The sequence below is a fragment of the Frateuria aurantia DSM 6220 genome (assembly GCF_000242255.2).
GTDB classification, from domain to species: domain Bacteria; phylum Pseudomonadota; class Gammaproteobacteria; order Xanthomonadales; family Rhodanobacteraceae; genus Frateuria; species Frateuria aurantia.
In genome coordinates this window covers 3,156,091-3,172,083 of sequence record NC_017033.1, presented here as the reverse complement: position 1 = coordinate 3,172,083, position 15,993 = coordinate 3,156,091, and the positions used below count along the sequence as shown (strand labels likewise).

12 protein-coding genes are annotated in these 15,993 nt (G+C 64.5%); 5 read left to right on the top strand and 7 right to left on the bottom strand.

Features of this window, described 5'->3' with window-relative positions; translation table 11 throughout:
* Positions 1-51: 51 nt before the first annotated feature.
* The 3 genes from aroQ to FRAAU_RS14500 form a co-directional block, all read right to left on the bottom strand.
* Positions 52-498 (bottom strand): type II 3-dehydroquinate dehydratase, encoded by a 447-nt coding sequence (gene aroQ / locus FRAAU_RS14510; RefSeq protein ID WP_014404269.1) that lies wholly within the window; start codon positions 496-498, stop codon positions 52-54.
* Positions 499-633: 135 nt separating this feature from the next.
* Complete coding sequence (locus tag FRAAU_RS14505) at positions 634-1,167, bottom strand: TlpA family protein disulfide reductase (RefSeq protein WP_014404268.1); 534 nt, start codon at positions 1,165-1,167, stop codon at positions 634-636.
* A 2-nt stretch (positions 1,168-1,169) separates the two neighbouring features.
* The gene (locus tag FRAAU_RS14500) at positions 1,170-3,374 is read right to left on the bottom strand and encodes a protein-disulfide reductase DsbD family protein (protein WP_014404267.1); all 2,205 of its coding nucleotides are present in this window, start codon (positions 3,372-3,374) and stop codon (positions 1,170-1,172) included.
* 513 nt (positions 3,375-3,887) lie between these two features.
* Here FRAAU_RS14500 and FRAAU_RS14495 point away from each other — a divergent pair.
* The 3 genes from FRAAU_RS14495 to FRAAU_RS14485 all read left to right on the top strand — a co-directional run bounded on the left by FRAAU_RS14495 (position 3,888) and on the right by FRAAU_RS14485 (position 6,608).
* Positions 3,888-4,181: a co-chaperone GroES gene (locus tag FRAAU_RS14495; RefSeq protein WP_014404266.1), complete on the top strand. Its 294-nt coding sequence runs from the start codon at positions 3,888-3,890 to the stop codon at positions 4,179-4,181.
* 129 nt (positions 4,182-4,310) lie between these two features.
* On the top strand, positions 4,311-5,951 hold the full coding sequence (gene groL, locus FRAAU_RS14490) for a chaperonin GroEL (protein ID WP_014404265.1): 1,641 nt from the start codon (positions 4,311-4,313) through the stop codon (positions 5,949-5,951).
* Positions 5,952-6,122: 171 nt separating this feature from the next.
* Positions 6,123-6,608 (top strand): hypothetical protein, encoded by a 486-nt coding sequence (locus FRAAU_RS14485; protein WP_014404264.1) that lies wholly within the window; start codon positions 6,123-6,125, stop codon positions 6,606-6,608.
* Between the two features lie 43 nt (positions 6,609-6,651).
* Here FRAAU_RS14485 and FRAAU_RS14480 read toward each other — a convergent pair whose 3' ends face one another.
* Genes FRAAU_RS14480 through FRAAU_RS14470 form a run of 3 tightly spaced genes read right to left on the bottom strand, consistent with a single transcriptional unit; the run spans position 6,652 to position 10,569 of the window.
* On the bottom strand, positions 6,652-8,040 hold the full coding sequence (locus tag FRAAU_RS14480; RefSeq protein WP_014404263.1) for an LLM class flavin-dependent oxidoreductase: 1,389 nt from the start codon (positions 8,038-8,040) through the stop codon (positions 6,652-6,654).
* 23 nt (positions 8,041-8,063) lie between these two features.
* A complete protein-coding gene (locus FRAAU_RS14475) occupies positions 8,064-9,341 on the bottom strand; it encodes an SfnB family sulfur acquisition oxidoreductase (RefSeq protein ID WP_014404262.1) in 1,278 nt (425 codons plus the stop codon).
* A gap of 31 nt (positions 9,342-9,372) precedes the next feature.
* Positions 9,373-10,569, bottom strand: coding sequence for an SfnB family sulfur acquisition oxidoreductase (locus FRAAU_RS14470; protein ID WP_014404261.1), 1,197 nt, complete (start codon positions 10,567-10,569; stop codon positions 9,373-9,375).
* A gap of 435 nt (positions 10,570-11,004) precedes the next feature.
* Between FRAAU_RS14470 and FRAAU_RS14465 the strand changes: the two genes are divergently transcribed.
* Positions 11,005-13,149, top strand: a complete 2,145-nt coding sequence (locus tag FRAAU_RS14465) for a TonB-dependent receptor family protein (RefSeq protein ID WP_217176232.1) — start codon at positions 11,005-11,007, stop codon at positions 13,147-13,149.
* A 36-nt stretch (positions 13,150-13,185) separates the two neighbouring features.
* Here the strand turns inward: FRAAU_RS14465 and cysG are convergent, their stop codons facing one another.
* Positions 13,186-14,634 carry a siroheme synthase CysG gene (cysG, locus tag FRAAU_RS14460; protein ID WP_041271198.1) on the bottom strand — a complete coding sequence of 483 codons (1,449 nt, stop codon included), beginning with the start codon at positions 14,632-14,634 and terminating at the stop codon, positions 13,186-13,188.
* Positions 14,635-14,910: 276 nt separating this feature from the next.
* Here cysG and FRAAU_RS14455 point away from each other — a divergent pair, with 276 nt between their 5' ends.
* The gene (locus tag FRAAU_RS14455) at positions 14,911-15,912 is read left to right on the top strand and encodes a LysR substrate-binding domain-containing protein (protein ID WP_041270616.1); all 1,002 of its coding nucleotides are present in this window, start codon (positions 14,911-14,913) and stop codon (positions 15,910-15,912) included.
* Positions 15,913-15,993: the final 81 nt, after the last annotated feature.

The window sequence follows — 15,993 nt, the reverse complement described above, 5'->3', positions numbered from 1 at the left end:
GTGTCGTGGTGCCCTGCCGTCAGGCGGCAGCGTGGCAAAGAGGATGTGGATTCAATGCGTGTCGGCCAGACGGCGAATGGCCGCCTCCAGGCCGAGCCGGTAACTGTCGGCGCCGAATCCGCAGATTAGTCCGATCGCGATGTCGGTCAGATAGGAATGGCGCCGGAACGGCTCGCGGGCATGGACATTGGACATGTGGATTTCAATGAACGGGATAGCCACCCCGGCCAAGGCATCGCGCAAGGCAATGCTGGTATGGGTGAATGCGCCCGGATTGATCAGGATCAGCCGGGTGCCATCCTCGCGGGCCCGGTGGATCCGTTCCAGCAGCAGATGCTCGGCATTGAACTGCTCGCATTCCAGACTGTGGCCGGCGGCTTCTGCCTGCGCCTGCAGCTGGGCATCGATATCGGCCAGCGTCTGGCGACCATAGACCTCAGGCTCGCGAACGCCGAGCAGATTCAGATTGGGACCGTGCAATGCCAGCAGTCGGGCCATGGATTCAGTACCAGCAGCGGAGCGATGGTTGGCAGTGTGATGGACTCATGGGGGTTTGTCCAGTTCGGCGATGTTCGGCGATGTTTAGCGAAAAAGGTCGGAGTTCCATTCGCTACCGTATTGCGTCGTGCTGGTTCAGGGGGTTTGTGCCGGGTCCAGCCAACGTGCCAGCAGGACGGGATCCAGGGCGCCGGCATGACGGGCAAGCACTTTGCCGTCGGCATCCAGCAAGACGCTGTAGGGCAGCATGCCGCCATCGTCATCGAAGCGTGCCGAGCTGCTGGGCGGAGTCAACCGCCCCAGCAGCACCGGATAATGCACAGGTCGGGCGGCCAGGAACTGGCGTACGGCAACAGGGGAATCCATGGCGATGCCGATGATATCGGCCTTGGCCGTGGTGGCGGCGTGATCCAGTGCCGGCATTTCCTGCTGGCAGGGGCCGCACCAGCTGGCCCAGAAGTTGAGGATCCGCCGCGAACCGTGGAATTCCGACAGCCGATGCGGCTGCCCCTGCAGATCAGGCAGACTCAGATCAGGAGCCTGGTCGCCGATGCCGGCCACCTGGGGCGGACGGGCTTCGCCGCGATGGGCATGCCATTGCTGCCATTCGGCCGCGAGACCGGCGAGGATCGCCAGGCCCAGGATCAGGCGGGTGGGCGAGATCCGCATGCTTATTGTGCCGCCCGCTGCAGGGCGGCTTTGACCACGCCCGCGGTCAGCACACTGGGCAGGACTTCGCCATCGCCGCCATGGCGCGAGAACACCACGTACAGCGGCACGCCAGGGGAGTGGTAGTGCTTGAGAAAGGCCGCAATGGTGGGATTCACGTCGGTCCAGTCCCCCTTCATGTACACCGCGCCGGTCTGTTGCAGCAGCGCCTTGAACTCGGCGCTGTCCAGCACCGTATGCTCATTGGCCTTGCAGGTGACGCACCAGTCGGCGGTCATGTCGACAAGAACCGGTGTGCCGGCCGCCCGCAACTGGGCCAGTTTTTTTGGGCTATAGGCCACCACGCCATCTTCGGTGGCTGCCGGCCCGGCCGTCGGTGCCGGCAGGCGAGCCAGGAGGACCATAGGCATGACGGTGGCGAGAGCCATCGGCAGCAGCAGCAGTCGCAAGGCTGGATGTCTGTGCCGGCTGCGTTGCAGCCACCACAGGCTCATCGCCAGCGCCACCACCGAAACCAGAACCAGACCGATGGCATCGGCGCCGCGCTGCTTGGCCAGGACCCAGGCCAGCCAAACGGCCGTCAGATACATGGGGAAAGCCAGCCACTGTTTCAGGGTTTCCATCCAGGCGCCCGGACGGGGCAACCGTCGGGCCAGACCCGGCAGCAAGGCGATCAGGATCACCGGCAGGGCCAGCCCCAGGCCCAGAGCGATGAAGACGGCCAGGCTGCTGGCCAGTGGCGCGGTCAGGGCAAAAGCCACCGGCGGTCCCATCAGCGGGCCGGTGCAGGGGCTGGCCACGACCACGGCCAGCACACCGGTGAAGAAATCACCTGCGCGGCCGCCGCGTGAAGCCAGCGACTGGCCCATATTGCTGAAGCGAGCGGTAAATTCCACCACTCCGGACAAGGACAGGCCGACAGCGACCATGACGCAGGTCAGGATGGCCACCACCAGCGGCCGCTGCAGCTGGGCACCGAGTCCCTGGCCAAACAGATGGGCCAGCAGATCGATGGCGACGAAGCTGAGCAGAACGCCGGCCGTGTAGAACACCGCATGCCGGCGCAAGGCCTTCAGCTCGTGACTGTTGTCCAGAATGCCCAGCACCTTCAGGGACAAGACCGGCAGCACGCAGGGCAGCAGATTCATCAGCAGACCGCCAAGAAGGGCGCTCAGCAACAGCCAGGCACTGAGGCCGGGGAGGCTCTGCCCACGGCTGTCGGTCTGGTTCGCTGCGGTGGCTGGAGGCGCCTCGGCGGGTGCGGCAGAGACTGTCCCTGGCTGGCCATCCAGGGACAGCTGCAGTGGCGCATCCACCGGCGGATAACAGATGCCGTTCTGCAGGCAGCCCTGATAGCGAACCTGCAGCTGCACCGTCTTGGCCGAAGCCGGCAGATCGGCCAGCTCCACCGGCAGTTCCAGCGTATCGAAGTAGACGATGGCATCGCCGTAATAATTGTCGTGATGGGCCATGCCCGAGGGCCAGTGCAGCGGCTTGATCCGGCCGCCCTGGCCTGCGGCGAGGTGCAGGCTGATCTGGCTCTTGTACAGGTAATAGCCCGGCGGCATCTGCCAGCGCAGCAGCAGCTGTCGCGGTGAGTCGGCGACGCCTTGCAATACAAAGGCCTGGGCGACCGGCAAGGGAGATCTGCCGGCGGCGGGGTCCTGGCCCAGCTGCGCGAGGCTTGTCGGGTCGCTGACCTGCGCGGCGTGCGGCACGGATGCCGCGGCGGCGGCTTCCGTGCCCGTGGCGGTCGCGGGGCCGCCCAGCGTCAGGGTCTCGGTATGCGGGGGATAGCAGATCTTGGGGTCGACTTCATGGCAGCCCTGGTATTGGACCTGCAGCTGGACGGGGCCATGGCCGGCATAGGGAAGATCTGCATCCAGGCTGTCGTGATAGGTCTCCACATCGCCCAGATACTCATCGTGGTACTGGTGGCCGCGCGGAAGTTCGGGCGTCCCCAGGGTCAGGCCGGGACCGGGCGTGAACTTGATGTGGCTGCGATACAGGTAATAGTGTTCGGCGATGGTCCAGTGCAGATGAATCCGGCCGGGGCCGGCAAGCGAGCCCTGCAACTGGAAAGCCTTGCCGATGGGCAGCAGGCCGCCCTCCAGATCTTCCTGAGCCGGGGTGGCCGAGGCCGACAGCAGTGTGGCCAGGCTCAGCCAGAGCAGCAGCGCCCAGCGGCGCGTGGATAACCGAAACATGCAGACTCCGGATGGGGATCCAAAATGGCGTAACGCCCGATCGGCCATCATCGCAAACTCGCCGGAAGGAGCCAAGCCGATGTGCTGATGATGATTTCGTCGCGACATATGCACAGGTCGCGTCGGCGGAGGATCGCCGGTCTGGCGGGCGAGCGATCCGGGCTGCGGAGGGGGCGAGGCGTTTCCGGGGGGCTGTCGGCAGAGCGTTCCGTCCGCCGCTTCGGCTCCTTCCCGCGCCGAGGCTGCGGGAAAGAAATGATGGCCGGCACCATGGCCTGAGCCGGAGGGATAGCCAGTCAGGGCTGGTCTCTGCAGGGCGGAGCAATTGTCGCCCTCCCCCCTTGAAAGCCGGCAGCCCGTCCTTATCTAGCATTCAAGCCACCGTACCGAGGCTCTTTTCTCCGGGTCCGGACTGTGACTAAAATTTAGCACTCACCCGGGTAGAGTGCTGACAGAAGGCAACTGCCTTGGCAGGTTTCTGGTCCAACTCAACTTAAATTTGCTGGAGTCGTTATGAGCAAACTGCGTCCGTTGCACGATCGCGTCATCGTCAAGCGTCTGGAAGAAGAGCGGGTTTCCGCCGGCGGCATCGTGATTCCCGACAGCGCCACCGAAAAGCCCACCCGCGGCAAGGTGATCGCCGCCGGCAAGGGTCTGATTCTGGCCAGCGGTGAAATCCGTCCGATCAGCGTGAAGGAAGGCGACACCGTCCTGTTCGGCAAGTACGCCGGCCAGGAAATCAAGATCGACGGCGAAGAGCTGGTCTTCCTGAAGGAAGACGATATTGTGGCGATCATCGAGGCCTGATGCCCCGGAGCCGGGCGGGCAGTGCGCGGCAAAAGCATGCGGCGCACGCCAGTCGCCTTCGGCTCCTTCTGGCACGGCTTTCGCGATTCGTCCCCATCTTCAATTCAATTTTTTTGAGGCAAAAAAATTATGGCAGCTAAAGAAGTCCGCTTCGGCGAAGACGCCCGCTCGCGCATCCTCAAGGGCGTGAACACCCTGGCCAACGCCGTCAAGGTCACCCTGGGTCCCAAGGGCCGCAACGTGGTTCTGGAAAAGAGCTTCGGTTCGCCGACGATCACTAAGGACGGCGTGTCCGTCGCCAAGGAAATCGAACTGGCCGACAAGTACGAGAACATCGGCGCCCAGATCGTCAAGGAAGCCGCCTCCAAGACTTCGGACAACGCCGGTGACGGTACCACCACCGCGACCGTGCTGGCCCAGGCGTTCATCCAGGAAGGCCTGAAGGCCGTGGCCGCCGGCATCAACCCGATGGATCTGAAGCGCGGTATCGACAAGGCCGTCGTGGCTGCCGTCGCCGAGCTGAAGACCCTGTCCAAGCCCACCGCCGACGACAAGGCCATCGCCCAGGTCGGCACGATCTCGGCCAACTCCGATGAAAACATCGGTGACATCATCGCCACCGCGATGAAGAAGGTCGGCAAGGAAGGCGTGATCACCGTCGAGGAAGGTTCGGGTCTGGAAAACGAGCTGGACGTCGTCGAAGGCATGCAGTTCGATCGCGGCTACCTGTCGCCTTACTTCATCAACAACCAGCAGTCGCAGCAGGTTGAACTGGACGATCCGTTCATCCTGATCCACGACAAGAAGGTCTCCAACGTCCGCGAACTGCTGCCGGTGCTGGAAGCCGTCGCCAAGGCCGGCAAGCCGCTGCTGATCGTTGCCGAGGAAGTCGAGGGCGAAGCCCTGGCGACCCTGGTGGTCAACACCATCCGTGGCATTGTCAAGGTCGCCGCCGTCAAGGCGCCGGGCTTCGGTGACCGCCGCAAGGCCATCCTGGAAGACATCGCCATCCTCACCAATGGCCAGGTCATCGCCGAGGAAGTCGGTCTGCAGCTGGAAAAGACCACCATCAACGAGCTGGGTCGTGCCAAGCGCGTGGTGATCACCAAGGAAAACACCACCATCATCGACGGTGCCGGCGAAGCCGAGCGCATCCAGTCGCGGATCGGCCAGATCAAGGCCCAGATCGAGGAGACCTCGTCGGACTACGATCGTGAAAAGCTGCAGGAACGCGTCGCCAAGCTGGCCGGCGGTGTGGCGGTGATCAAGGTCGGTGCCGCTACCGAAGTCGAAATGAAGGAAAAGAAGGCCCGCGTCGAAGATGCTCTGCACGCGACCCGTGCAGCCGTCGAAGAAGGCGTGGTCCCCGGCGGTGGCGTGGCCCTGATCCGTGCGCTGAAGGCACTGGAAGGCGTGAAGGGCACCAATGCCGATCAGGATCTGGGCATTGCCATCACCCGTCGCGCCCTGGAAGCTCCGCTGCGCGCCATCGTCACCAATGCCGGTGAAGAAGGCTCGGTCGTGGTCAACAAGGTCAAGGAAGGCAGCGGCAACTTCGGCTACAACGCCGCGACCGGCGAGTTCGGTGACATGATTGCCTTCGGCATCCTGGATCCGACCAAGGTGACCCGTTCGGCCCTGCAGTACGCTTCGTCGGTGGCCGGTCTGGCCATCACCACCGAAGCCATCGTGGCCGAGCTGCCCAAGAAGGACGAGGCTCCGGCCGGCGCTCCGGGCGGTATGGGCGGTATGGGCGGCATGGACTTCTAAGTCCCTCCGCTGTATCGCAGATCGAAAGACCCCGCGCTTGCGCGGGGTCTTTTTTTGTCGACTTTATCGCTGGCGCGACATATCGCTGCGCATTATGAGCCGGTACAAGTCAGCTTCAGTCGCAGTCCGCCAGACTGTATGCCATCGATCAACAGCTTGCCGGAGTCGCCCATGAAATATCTGCTGATCATCGCGCTGGCCCTGGGCTGTGGCCAGGTCTTCGCCCAGACTGGCCGTCAGGCCAGCAGTCCGGATTATCCCAGTTGCGATCTGTCGCAACAGCTGTCGCTGAAGGCCGATACCGGCGGTTCGATCACAGATCCCCGTCAGGCACATGTGTCGATGCGAGGCAATATCCTGCAGGCCGATATCAGCACGGCCCGCAAGGCCAGACTGCTGAGCGAGGCCAAGGCCCTGCAGATGTGGCAGCAGGTCGATGCGGTACGGCGTCAGGCCGACGGCCTCGTCCAGCGACAAGGTTTTCTGAGTGCGGCCGAAGTGGCCAGCGAGGACCGTGCCCTGAATGCCGTGGCGCTGCAGATGTGCAAGGCCCCGCCGTCGGCCGCTGCCACCGGCAAGCGCCCTTCATCTGGCCACCATCATGCAGAGCCCGGTCATCCTGTTTCGTTGCTGAGCGCTGGCTCGCCGCAGGCCTGATCTGAATCAGGGACTCCGTCGCGCAGATCGCCAAGATGACGGATCAGGCGGTTGCGGTCCGTTGTGGAATGACTTCCCGCCAATGGGCCGCCGGATGAGGTGACTGCAAGCGGTCACCCTGGCCGAACAGCTTGTGGCGCAGACTGCCCGGGGCATAAGCGGTCTTGTAGATGCCGCGGCGCTGCAGTTCGGGCACCAGCAGTTCGACGATGTCCTCGAAGCTGCGTGGAGCGATGGCATAGGCCAGATTGAAGCCGTCCACGCCGGTGGCCTCCTGCCAGACTTGCAATTGGTCGGCTACGGTCGCGGGGCTGCCGACCAGCAACGGTCCCAGACCACCGATGCCGGCCCAGTGGGCCAGAGCATCCACGGTCCATTCGGTTTCGGGGTCGCTACTGGAAAAGGCTTCCACGGCCGATTGGATCGCCTGGGTCTTGACCTTTTGCAACGGCTGATCGGGAGGATAGATGGCCAGATCGATGCCGGTCCAGCCTGACATCAGGGCCAGTGCGCCCTCCCGGCTGGCATGGCGGCGATAGTCGTCGAGTTTGGCCTTTGCCTGGGCATCGGTGTCGGCAATCACCAGAGTCAGCAGGTTGAAGAAGAGCAGCGCGGATGGATCGCGTCCGGCGCGCACGGCCTCCTCGCGCAGGCTCCTGATCTGGCGGGCCAGCGCCGCCTTGGAGGGGCTGGCCAGAAACACGCATTCAGCATGTTGGCCGGCGAACCGGCGGCCGCGGCGGGAGGTGCCGGCCTGATACAACACCGGCGTACGCTGGATCGAGGGTTCGCTGAGATGGATACCGGGCACCTGGAACCAGCGGCCTTGATGGCGGATCGGGTGGACCCTGGCGGGGTCGGTGAACACCCGGCGCTCGCGATCACGCTGCACGGCGCCTTCTTCCCAGCTGCCTTCCAGCAGCTTGTAGCAGACTTCCAGGTATTCATCGGCATAGTCATAGCGGGTGTCATGCTCGACCTGCTGGCGCAGACCCAGATTGCGGGCGCCGCTTTCCAGATAGGACGTGACGATATTCCAGCCGACGCGACCCCGGGTCAGGTGATCCAGGGTCGAGAGTCGGCGGGCGAAGGGGAACGGGTGCTCGAAGGAGATCGATGCCGTCAGGCCAAAGCCCAAGTGTTCCGTGACCCATGCCATCGGCGGAATCAGCTGCAGCGGATCGTTGACCGGAATCTGCGCCGCCTGCCGCAGGGCGGCGGCGGATGAATCCTGATAGACGTCATATACGCCGAGCACATCGGCGATAAACAGCCCGTCGAACAGGCCTCGTTCCAGCAATCTGGCCAGTTCGATCCAGTAGTCCAGATCCTTGTAATGCGATGACCGGTCTGCGGGATGGGTCCACAGCCCGGGTGACTGGTGTCCGACGCAGTTCATTGCAAAGGCATTGAGGCGCAAGAGGCGGGTCATCGTGATTCCGGAGGCGTTGGCGATCAGACCGAGCCGTGCCGCGGGGGCAGGCTGTGGTTCAGCAGGTAGTCGCCGATCAGGCGATATTTCCAGCGCAGAGGATCGTGCAGGGTATGGGTGCGGGCATTGCGCCAGTGCCGATCCAGGTTGTACGCCTGCAAGGTGGATTGGCTGCCTGCCAGTTCGAACAGGCTCTGGCTGGCCTCCAGCGCGATCCGGCTGGTGGCGATCTTGGCCTCGGCGACGGCCACCGAAGCGCTGGCCAGATCCTCGGCAGATGCGGCCTCCCGGATCGCATCGACTTGCCGCCCGGCGCGTCGCAGCAGCGCCTGGGCGGCGCTGAGCGCGGTATCCAACCCGCCGATGCGGGCGATGACATAGGGGTCGTCACGGGCGCGCGTCACGCCGGCGTCCTTCCAGGGCCGTGAGTGCTCACGGACAAACTGCAAGGTATCGGCCAGCGCGGCCCGGGCAATGCCCAGATCGATGCCGGCATGCACAAGCTGGCCGAAGGGGCCGATCCGCGTCGGTCGCTCAAAGCCCCGGTAATGCGGAATCAGTGCATCGGCCTCGACCCGGACCTGATCCAGATGGGTGGTGCCGCTGCCGGTGGTGCGCTGGCCGAAGCCGAGCCAGTCATCTACCAGTTCCAGTCCCGCAGCATCATGCGGAATGATGGCCAGCCATGGGCGATCCTGTTCATCGAGTGCCTGGACGCCGATCCAATGGGCGAACAGCGCCCCGGTCGAATAGGCCTTGTGCCCGTCAAGCAGCCAGCTGCCGTCTGCCTGGGGCCGGATCCGGGTACGGATATCCAGCGCGGTCGGCGTGCCCAGCTCGGCCAGGGCGTTGCCGAAGCGCGCACCAGCCAGCACCTGCGCATGGTAGCGGGCCTGCTGGCCTTCGCTGCCATCCACCCGCAGCGCTTCCAGCAGATAGAAATGGTTTTGCGGAATCTGTCCGATGGAGGCATCGGCCTCGGCCAGGATGGCGATCACCTCGGCCACGGTGCCGCTGTCGACATCCGCGCCGCCTGCGGCCTTCGGTACGGTGATGGCCAGCAGCCCGCTGCGGCTGAGCGCATCCAGTTCAGCCCAGGGCAATCGTCGGTCCCGGTCGCGCTCGGAAGCTTCCCGGCCCAGTTCCCCGGCAAGCGCTCGCGCGATCTGGAGGGCTTCGGCGGCAGAGCGGATTCGATGGGCCGGGCCGCTGCCTGCTTGTTGCTGCGGTGCTTGCGGTGCTTGCGGTGCTTGCGGTGCTTGCGGGGAAGAGGGGATCGGGGTGGGCAGGGGGGCGGTCATCGGCAGCTCCGGTGCAGGCGGTGGCGAGGGTTCAGTTCCAGGTATGACGTGGTGGCGGCACGTGATTGAGTCGATAGTTGCCCACCAGGTGGTATTTCCAGCGGACGGGGTCATGCAGGGTATGGGTTCGTGCATTGCGCCAATGCCGATCCAGATGATGACGTCCAGAGACCGAGCGAGTGCCTGCCAGCTCGAACAGCTTGCTGCTGGCCAGCAGGGCGATTTCAGTAGTGAGTATCTTGGCTTTGGCGACCGCTGCCGAGGCCTGGGCAACCGTATCGATGCCGGGGCTGGCCTGGGCGATATCCACGGCATCGGCCGCCTCTTCGAGCAGGGCTTCGGCCGCATGCAGCTGCCAGCTCAGATCCCCGATGATGGCCTGACTGAACAGGTCCTCATGGCCGTGGGTCTGCCCGCTGTCGATCCAGGGCCTGGCCTGGCGTGCATGGCGCAGGCTGTCCTGGAAGGCGGCGGCAGCGATGCCGGCATCGATGGCCGCCTGGATCAGCTGTGATACCGGGCCGTCGGCCGTCGGCCGGTCATAGGCCTGATAGGCCGGCAGTACGGCCTCCAGCGGGACCTTGACGGCTTCGATCCGTGCCGTGCCGCTGGCGGTGATGCGCTGGCCGAAGCCATCCCAGGTATCAAGCACGCTCAGACCGGGCGCATCCCTGGGGACCAGGGCGACGAAGATCCGGCCATCCTCGTCCACCGCCGAGACCGGTACGATATGTGCGAACAAGGCCCCGGTGGCATAAGCCTTTTCGCCATCCAGCACGACGTGATCCCGTCGGAAGCGGATACGGGTTTCAAATCGGCCGGCATGAGCGCTGGCCGATTCTGAAAAGGCATTGCCGAAACGCTGACCTTGCAGCACCTTGGCGAAATAATCGGCTTGTTGTTCCGGGGTCCCGGTCTGCAACAGCAGATCGATCACGCCGTAATGATTCTGCGGCAGCTGTCCCAGCGAGGGATCGGCGACCGAGATCCGACGGACGACTTCAGCAAGGGTGCGAAAGGAGACGCCCGCCCCGCCGAAGGCCTGTGGCACCGTGATCGCCCACAGCCCGCTGTCGGAAAAGCGCTCGATATCCGCCTGGGGAAGGTGGCGTCGCGCATCGCGTTCACCGGCATCGGGGGCAAAGACGGCGGCCAGGGCTTGCGCACTGGCCAGTGCCTCCTCGTCATTGCTGATGATGTGTGCAGCGGAAGTGGGTTGATGACTCATCGCAAGACTCCTGGTGCAGGCCGGATCATCAGCATCGAAGCCAGACTATCCGCTTTTCATTCAAATGCATGAGAACGATGGGTCATGTGCATATGGATGGATGTATGGATGTCCTTGAGTGACATTTTTTCAAGCACCTCTCTTGTCCGCATCTGCGGTGCCGTGGAGCATGTCCATATGCCTGCCGGTAGTTTCCAGGAAGGTGTCGACTTCGGTAAACACGTGCTTGCGGCGGTCGGGGCATGAGGCTCTGTATCCGCGTTCGAGGGGAATGGCCATGGATGGGAGGTCGGAATGAGAAGGGAGGCTGGATCCGTGACCGGAGGACTGACGGCAGCTGCAGGGGCCGGAAGGTTGGAGCGAGGCCTGTTCCGCCATCGCGGGGAGCCGTGGCGTTCCGTATCCGTGATCTGCCTTGCACTGGCATCCGGCAGCATGGCAGGGCCGGCCGTGGCGATGGAGCAGGTTCGTCGCGAGCCACCGTCCGAATCGGCGGAGGCGTCCTCCGACGATGCCGGAAAGAAGGCATCCAGGCCATCCAGACTGCTGTCCGCAGTGGTCGTGTCGGCCGGTGCCGCATCGGTCAGTGCCAAGGCCCGGGCCGAGCTTGAGCAGGTGCCCGGCGGGGTGGCGGTGATCGACCAGTCATCGGTGCTGGCAGCGAAAGTGGCTACCAGTGCCGATATTCTGGCTTACCAGCCGGGCGTCTATGCCCAGTCGGCCGGCGGCAACGATGGGCTGAAGATATCGATCCGGGGATCATCGATCAACCGGGGGACCGGCTATTTCCGCTCGGGTCTGCTGATGCTGTTTGATGGCCTGCCGGTCACCGGGCCGGGTGGGACACCTTACGAACTCTTCGAGCCGCTGGGGCTGGATCACACCGAAATTCTGCGTGGCGCCAACGGCTTCGATCTGGGCACACTGACCCTGGGGGGCACGATCAACTATGTCACCACTGATGGCCGGCACGCGCCGCCGCTGGCGATCCGGCTGGAGGGCGGCAGTTATGGCTATGGCAAGCAGCAGGTCGCGGTCGGCGGCCATGATGCGCACTGGGATTACTACCTCAGCCTGACCCATTCGGAACGGACCGGCTACCAGGCCCTGACGCGTGGCCGCAGTAGCGGTCTGGTCGCCAATCTGGGCTATCGCTTCAATGCTCTGCTCGAGACCCGCCTGTATCTGCGCTGGCGCAATACCTTCAATGGCGTGCCGGGCGATCTGACGCTGGCCCAGATCCGCTCGCATCCCAGGCAGGCCAATCCCCTGAACCGGCTATGGGGTGCCGACCGGCACCAGCCCGGGTCGATCTGGCTGGGCAGCAAGACCACCCTGCACCTGGATCAGGACTCCGAGCTGGATATCGGCTGGGTCTGGCACCGATATCCGATCGACTCGGCAGCCAATATCTACAGCCGTGATATCTGGCATTTCAGTGACGTCAGCGCAGTGCTGTCGTGGCGTCATCATGGCGAGATCTTCGGACGGCCGCACGATCTGCAGGCGGGGATCCTGTCAACCCGCAACCTGAGTTCATCGGAAGACAGTACGGTGCGGATCGCTGCCGGTGCCGGCGCGGGCTGGCCAACAGGCAGCCCGGTCCGGCGTTCCACCTATGGTGGTGGCGACCATACCCTGCATCTGAGCGAGAATGTCGAGTGGATTCCCGATCTGCATCTCATCGCCGGCTTATCCGGCCTGTACTCGATCCGACGTACTGCAGTGGTCCGGCCCTTCGTCAATCAGCCCTATCGGCGCGAGCGGCTGGCCTGGGCCCCCCGCTTCGGCCTGACCTGGGACCTGCCGACGGGCATCCAGCTGTATGGCAACTTCAGCCGCTCGGTGCAGACCCCCGACAGCTGGGCCATTCTCAGTCCGCCGCCGGCTTTCAGCCACGGGCCGGCCACGGGCTGGGCGATACGCGGCCTGGACCTGCAGAACCAGCGGGCCAGCACGGTCGAGCTGGGCGCCCGCGGGGACTCGGTGATCGGCTCCTGGTCCGCGGATATCTATCGTTCGGCCATCCGGCATGAGCTGCTTTCGGTGCAGCTGCAGGCGGCCACAGCCACCCAGACCGAGATCGACGCCGAATACAATGCTGCGCCGACCCTGCATCAAGGCATCGAGGCCGGCTTGCAGTCATGGCTGGCGGAAGGGCCGCGGGGGCGTCTGCAACTGGTGCAGGCCTATACCTGGAGTGATTTCCACTATCGTGGCGACATCCGTTTCGGTCATCATCAGCTTCCCGGCCTGCCGCGCCACTTCTATCAGGCCCGTCTGCGCTACTTGTTTGCCGGCGGTTTCTATCTGGGGGCCAGCACCCAGCTGGCTTCACGCATGCCGGCTGATTATGCCAACAGTCTATTTGCCCCCGGCTATGCGATTTTCGGTGCCGAGATGGGCTACCAGCCGGCGCGAGGACCGTGGTCGGCCTTTCTTGATCTGCACAACCTGGGCAATCGCCATTATGCCCCCATCGTCACGCCGGGCTATGACGACCAGGGGCGGGACGCCCCCCGGTTCCAGCCCGGTGACGGCCTGACCGCTTATGTCGGGGTCAGTTGGCATCTGCAGTGAGATCGTGCAGCGGCCGTCGACCTTGAGGGGCGTCCTTCAGGTGCCCAGCGGGGCGGGAAGCCGTGACGGCAGGGACGTTCCGGCAGGGCGTGCATCCAGGTGCCGGCCGAACCAGTGTTGCCGGTGCGCCATCGCGGCCACTTCGCCAATGACCAGCAGGGCCGGGGCCGCGATATGGTGCTCGAGTGCCAGCTGGCTCAGTTGGCCCAGCTCGCCAGCCAGGCTGCGCTGGGAAGGCAGGCTGCCATTCTCGATCAGTGCGAACGGGGTCGATGCCGGCATGCCGTGCCGCAGCAAGGTCTGCTGCACGGTTTCCAGCACCGCGACGCCCATGTAGATCGCCAGGGTCTGTTCCGGTTGCACCAGGGACAGCCAGTCCAGACTGGGCACGGCCTCCCGGCTGTGGGCGGTGATCAGCTGGATCGAGCGGGCGTGTTGGCGATGGCTGAGCGAGATGCCGGCATAGGCGGCACAGGCCAGCGCGGCAGTGATGCCCGGCACGATCCGATAGGCAATGCCATGCTCGCGCAGAATCTCGATTTCCTCGCCGCCGCGGCCGAAAATAAATGGATCGCCCCCTTTCAGCCGGACCACATGACGGCCGGCGCGGGCATGCTCCAGCAATTGCCGGTGGATTTCGGTCTGGGGCGTATGGATACCGCCGCCGCGCTTGCCGACCCGAATCAGGCTCGCGTCGCGGCGGGCCAGATCAAGCACGGCCGGGCTGACCAGTGCGTCATGCAGGATCACGTCGGCCTCGTTCATGGCCCGCAGTGCCGCCAGGGTCAACAGACCGGGATCACCGGGGCCGGCTCCGACCAGGGTGACGTGGCCAGTACGCTCCAGCGGACGGGCGGGCTGTGCCAGGGCCGATTCAAGCCGCTGCACGGCCTCGTCCTCCTGTTGGCGGGCCAGTGCCTGGCCGACCGGGCCATCATGCAGCCAGTCGTAGAAGGCCCGGCGTGATCCCAGATCGGGGAAACGTTGCCGGATCTGTCCACGGAAACGTTGCGCCAGTGCCACCAGCGGGCCGATCGACTCCGGCAGCAGGCTCTCGATACGCTCGCGCAGGCGTCGGGCCAGCACCGGCGCCGCACCATGGGTCGAAATCGCGACCTGCAAGGGCGCGCGATGGATCACCGAGGGGATCTGGACACTGGACAGGCCGGGAGCATCGACGACGTTGACCCAGCGTTGGCGTGCCTCGCCTGCCTTGGCCACAGTGGCATTCAGGATCGCATCGTCGGTGGCGGCAATGGTCAGCCAGACGGTATCCAGCATGTCGGGTTGGAATGGATCCTGCCGCCACTGCAACGCCTGCCGGGCAACCAGCTCCTGCAGTGGTTCGGTCAGGGTCTCGGCCACCACACTGATCTGGGCTTCGGACCGAAGCAGGGCGGCGATCTTGCGCTCGGCCACGGGACCGCCGCCGATGACCAGCACGGCGCGCCCCCGCAGATCGACGAATAATGGATAAAGAGACAAGGTGGCGTACCATCGCATCAAAGTATCGACTATAAATTCACGGAAGACCGACGACAAATGATCAAACGTGTGCGCAGTGGCCCCAAATGGCATCAGCCTGAGGGACGACAATTGTGTGGCTAGACGTCCAATGCCTTGTTTGCTATGGTGCATCAAGCCATAACCCGTTGTCATAGCGTCAGGAGAAGCGTCGTGTTCCGGAATCTGCCCTGTTGTTGAAGCCCGCATGATCTTTGGCCGGTTATCCGGATCATCTTGGACTTCCTGGGGTTAGCCATGACACTTACGCAACTACGCTATATCGTCGCAATCGCCGACGCCGGCCTCAATATCACGCTTGCCGCCGAGCTGGTGCATGCCACCCAGCCGGGCTTGAGCAAGCAGCTGAAGCAGATCGAAGGCGAGCTGGGCTTCCAGATCTTCAGCCGTCGCGGTCGAAGTCTCGATGCGATCAGCCCGGCGGGAGCCCAGGTCATCGAGCGTGCCCGGGTGATGCTGGACGAAGCACGCAATATCCGGGCCTTGGCCGCCAATCTGCGGGGTGAGGTGCAGGGCGAACTGTCGCTGGCCACCACCCACACCCAGGCCCGTTTCGTGCTGCCGCCGGCCATTGCCCGTCTCATGCATGATTATCCCGACCTCAATATTCATATCCGTCCCCACGGTGAACCCAGGGTTCTCAGCCTGATCGAGTCCGGCGAGGTGGATCTGGCGATCGTCAGTACCAGTGGCTCGCGTCCCCAGGGGGATATCGCGGTTCCCCTGTTCCGCTGGCAGCGGGCGGTCGTGGTGCCCTTCGAGCATGAGCTGGCGCGCTTGAACCGGCCAGTGGATCTGGCGACCTTGGCCGAGTGGCCGCTGGTCAGCTACGAGTCCTCGCTGCGGGACGAGTCCTCGCTGCAGCGGGCCTTTGCCGCCCAGGGGCTGCAGCCACGGATCGCCTGCACCTCGGGCGAGGCCGATCTGATCAAGACCTATGTGCAGGCGGGCATGGGTGTGGGTGTTCTCGCCGAAATCGGTCTGAACCCGCAAGACGGCAAGGAGCTGAAAGTGCTCAATGCCGACGGACTGTTTCCCGAATGCATCACCTGGCTGGTGCTGCAGCGCGATCGGGTGCTGCGGGACTATGCGGCCAGACTCGTCAATCTGATCGCGCCGCAGATCGGCGTGGCCGATCTGCAACGCGCCCTGGCAGGGCACGAAGCGGAAATCTGGCCCGAACCGCCGCGCTGGTCGCAGCGGGCTCCCTGGCTGCACAGCGCCACTCAGGCAGCCTGAGTCACGAGTCGGCAGGAGCGCCGCTGCTGACCATCTGGCCCAGCGCAGGCGCGCAGGGATGGCGTTCACCGACGGCCTGGG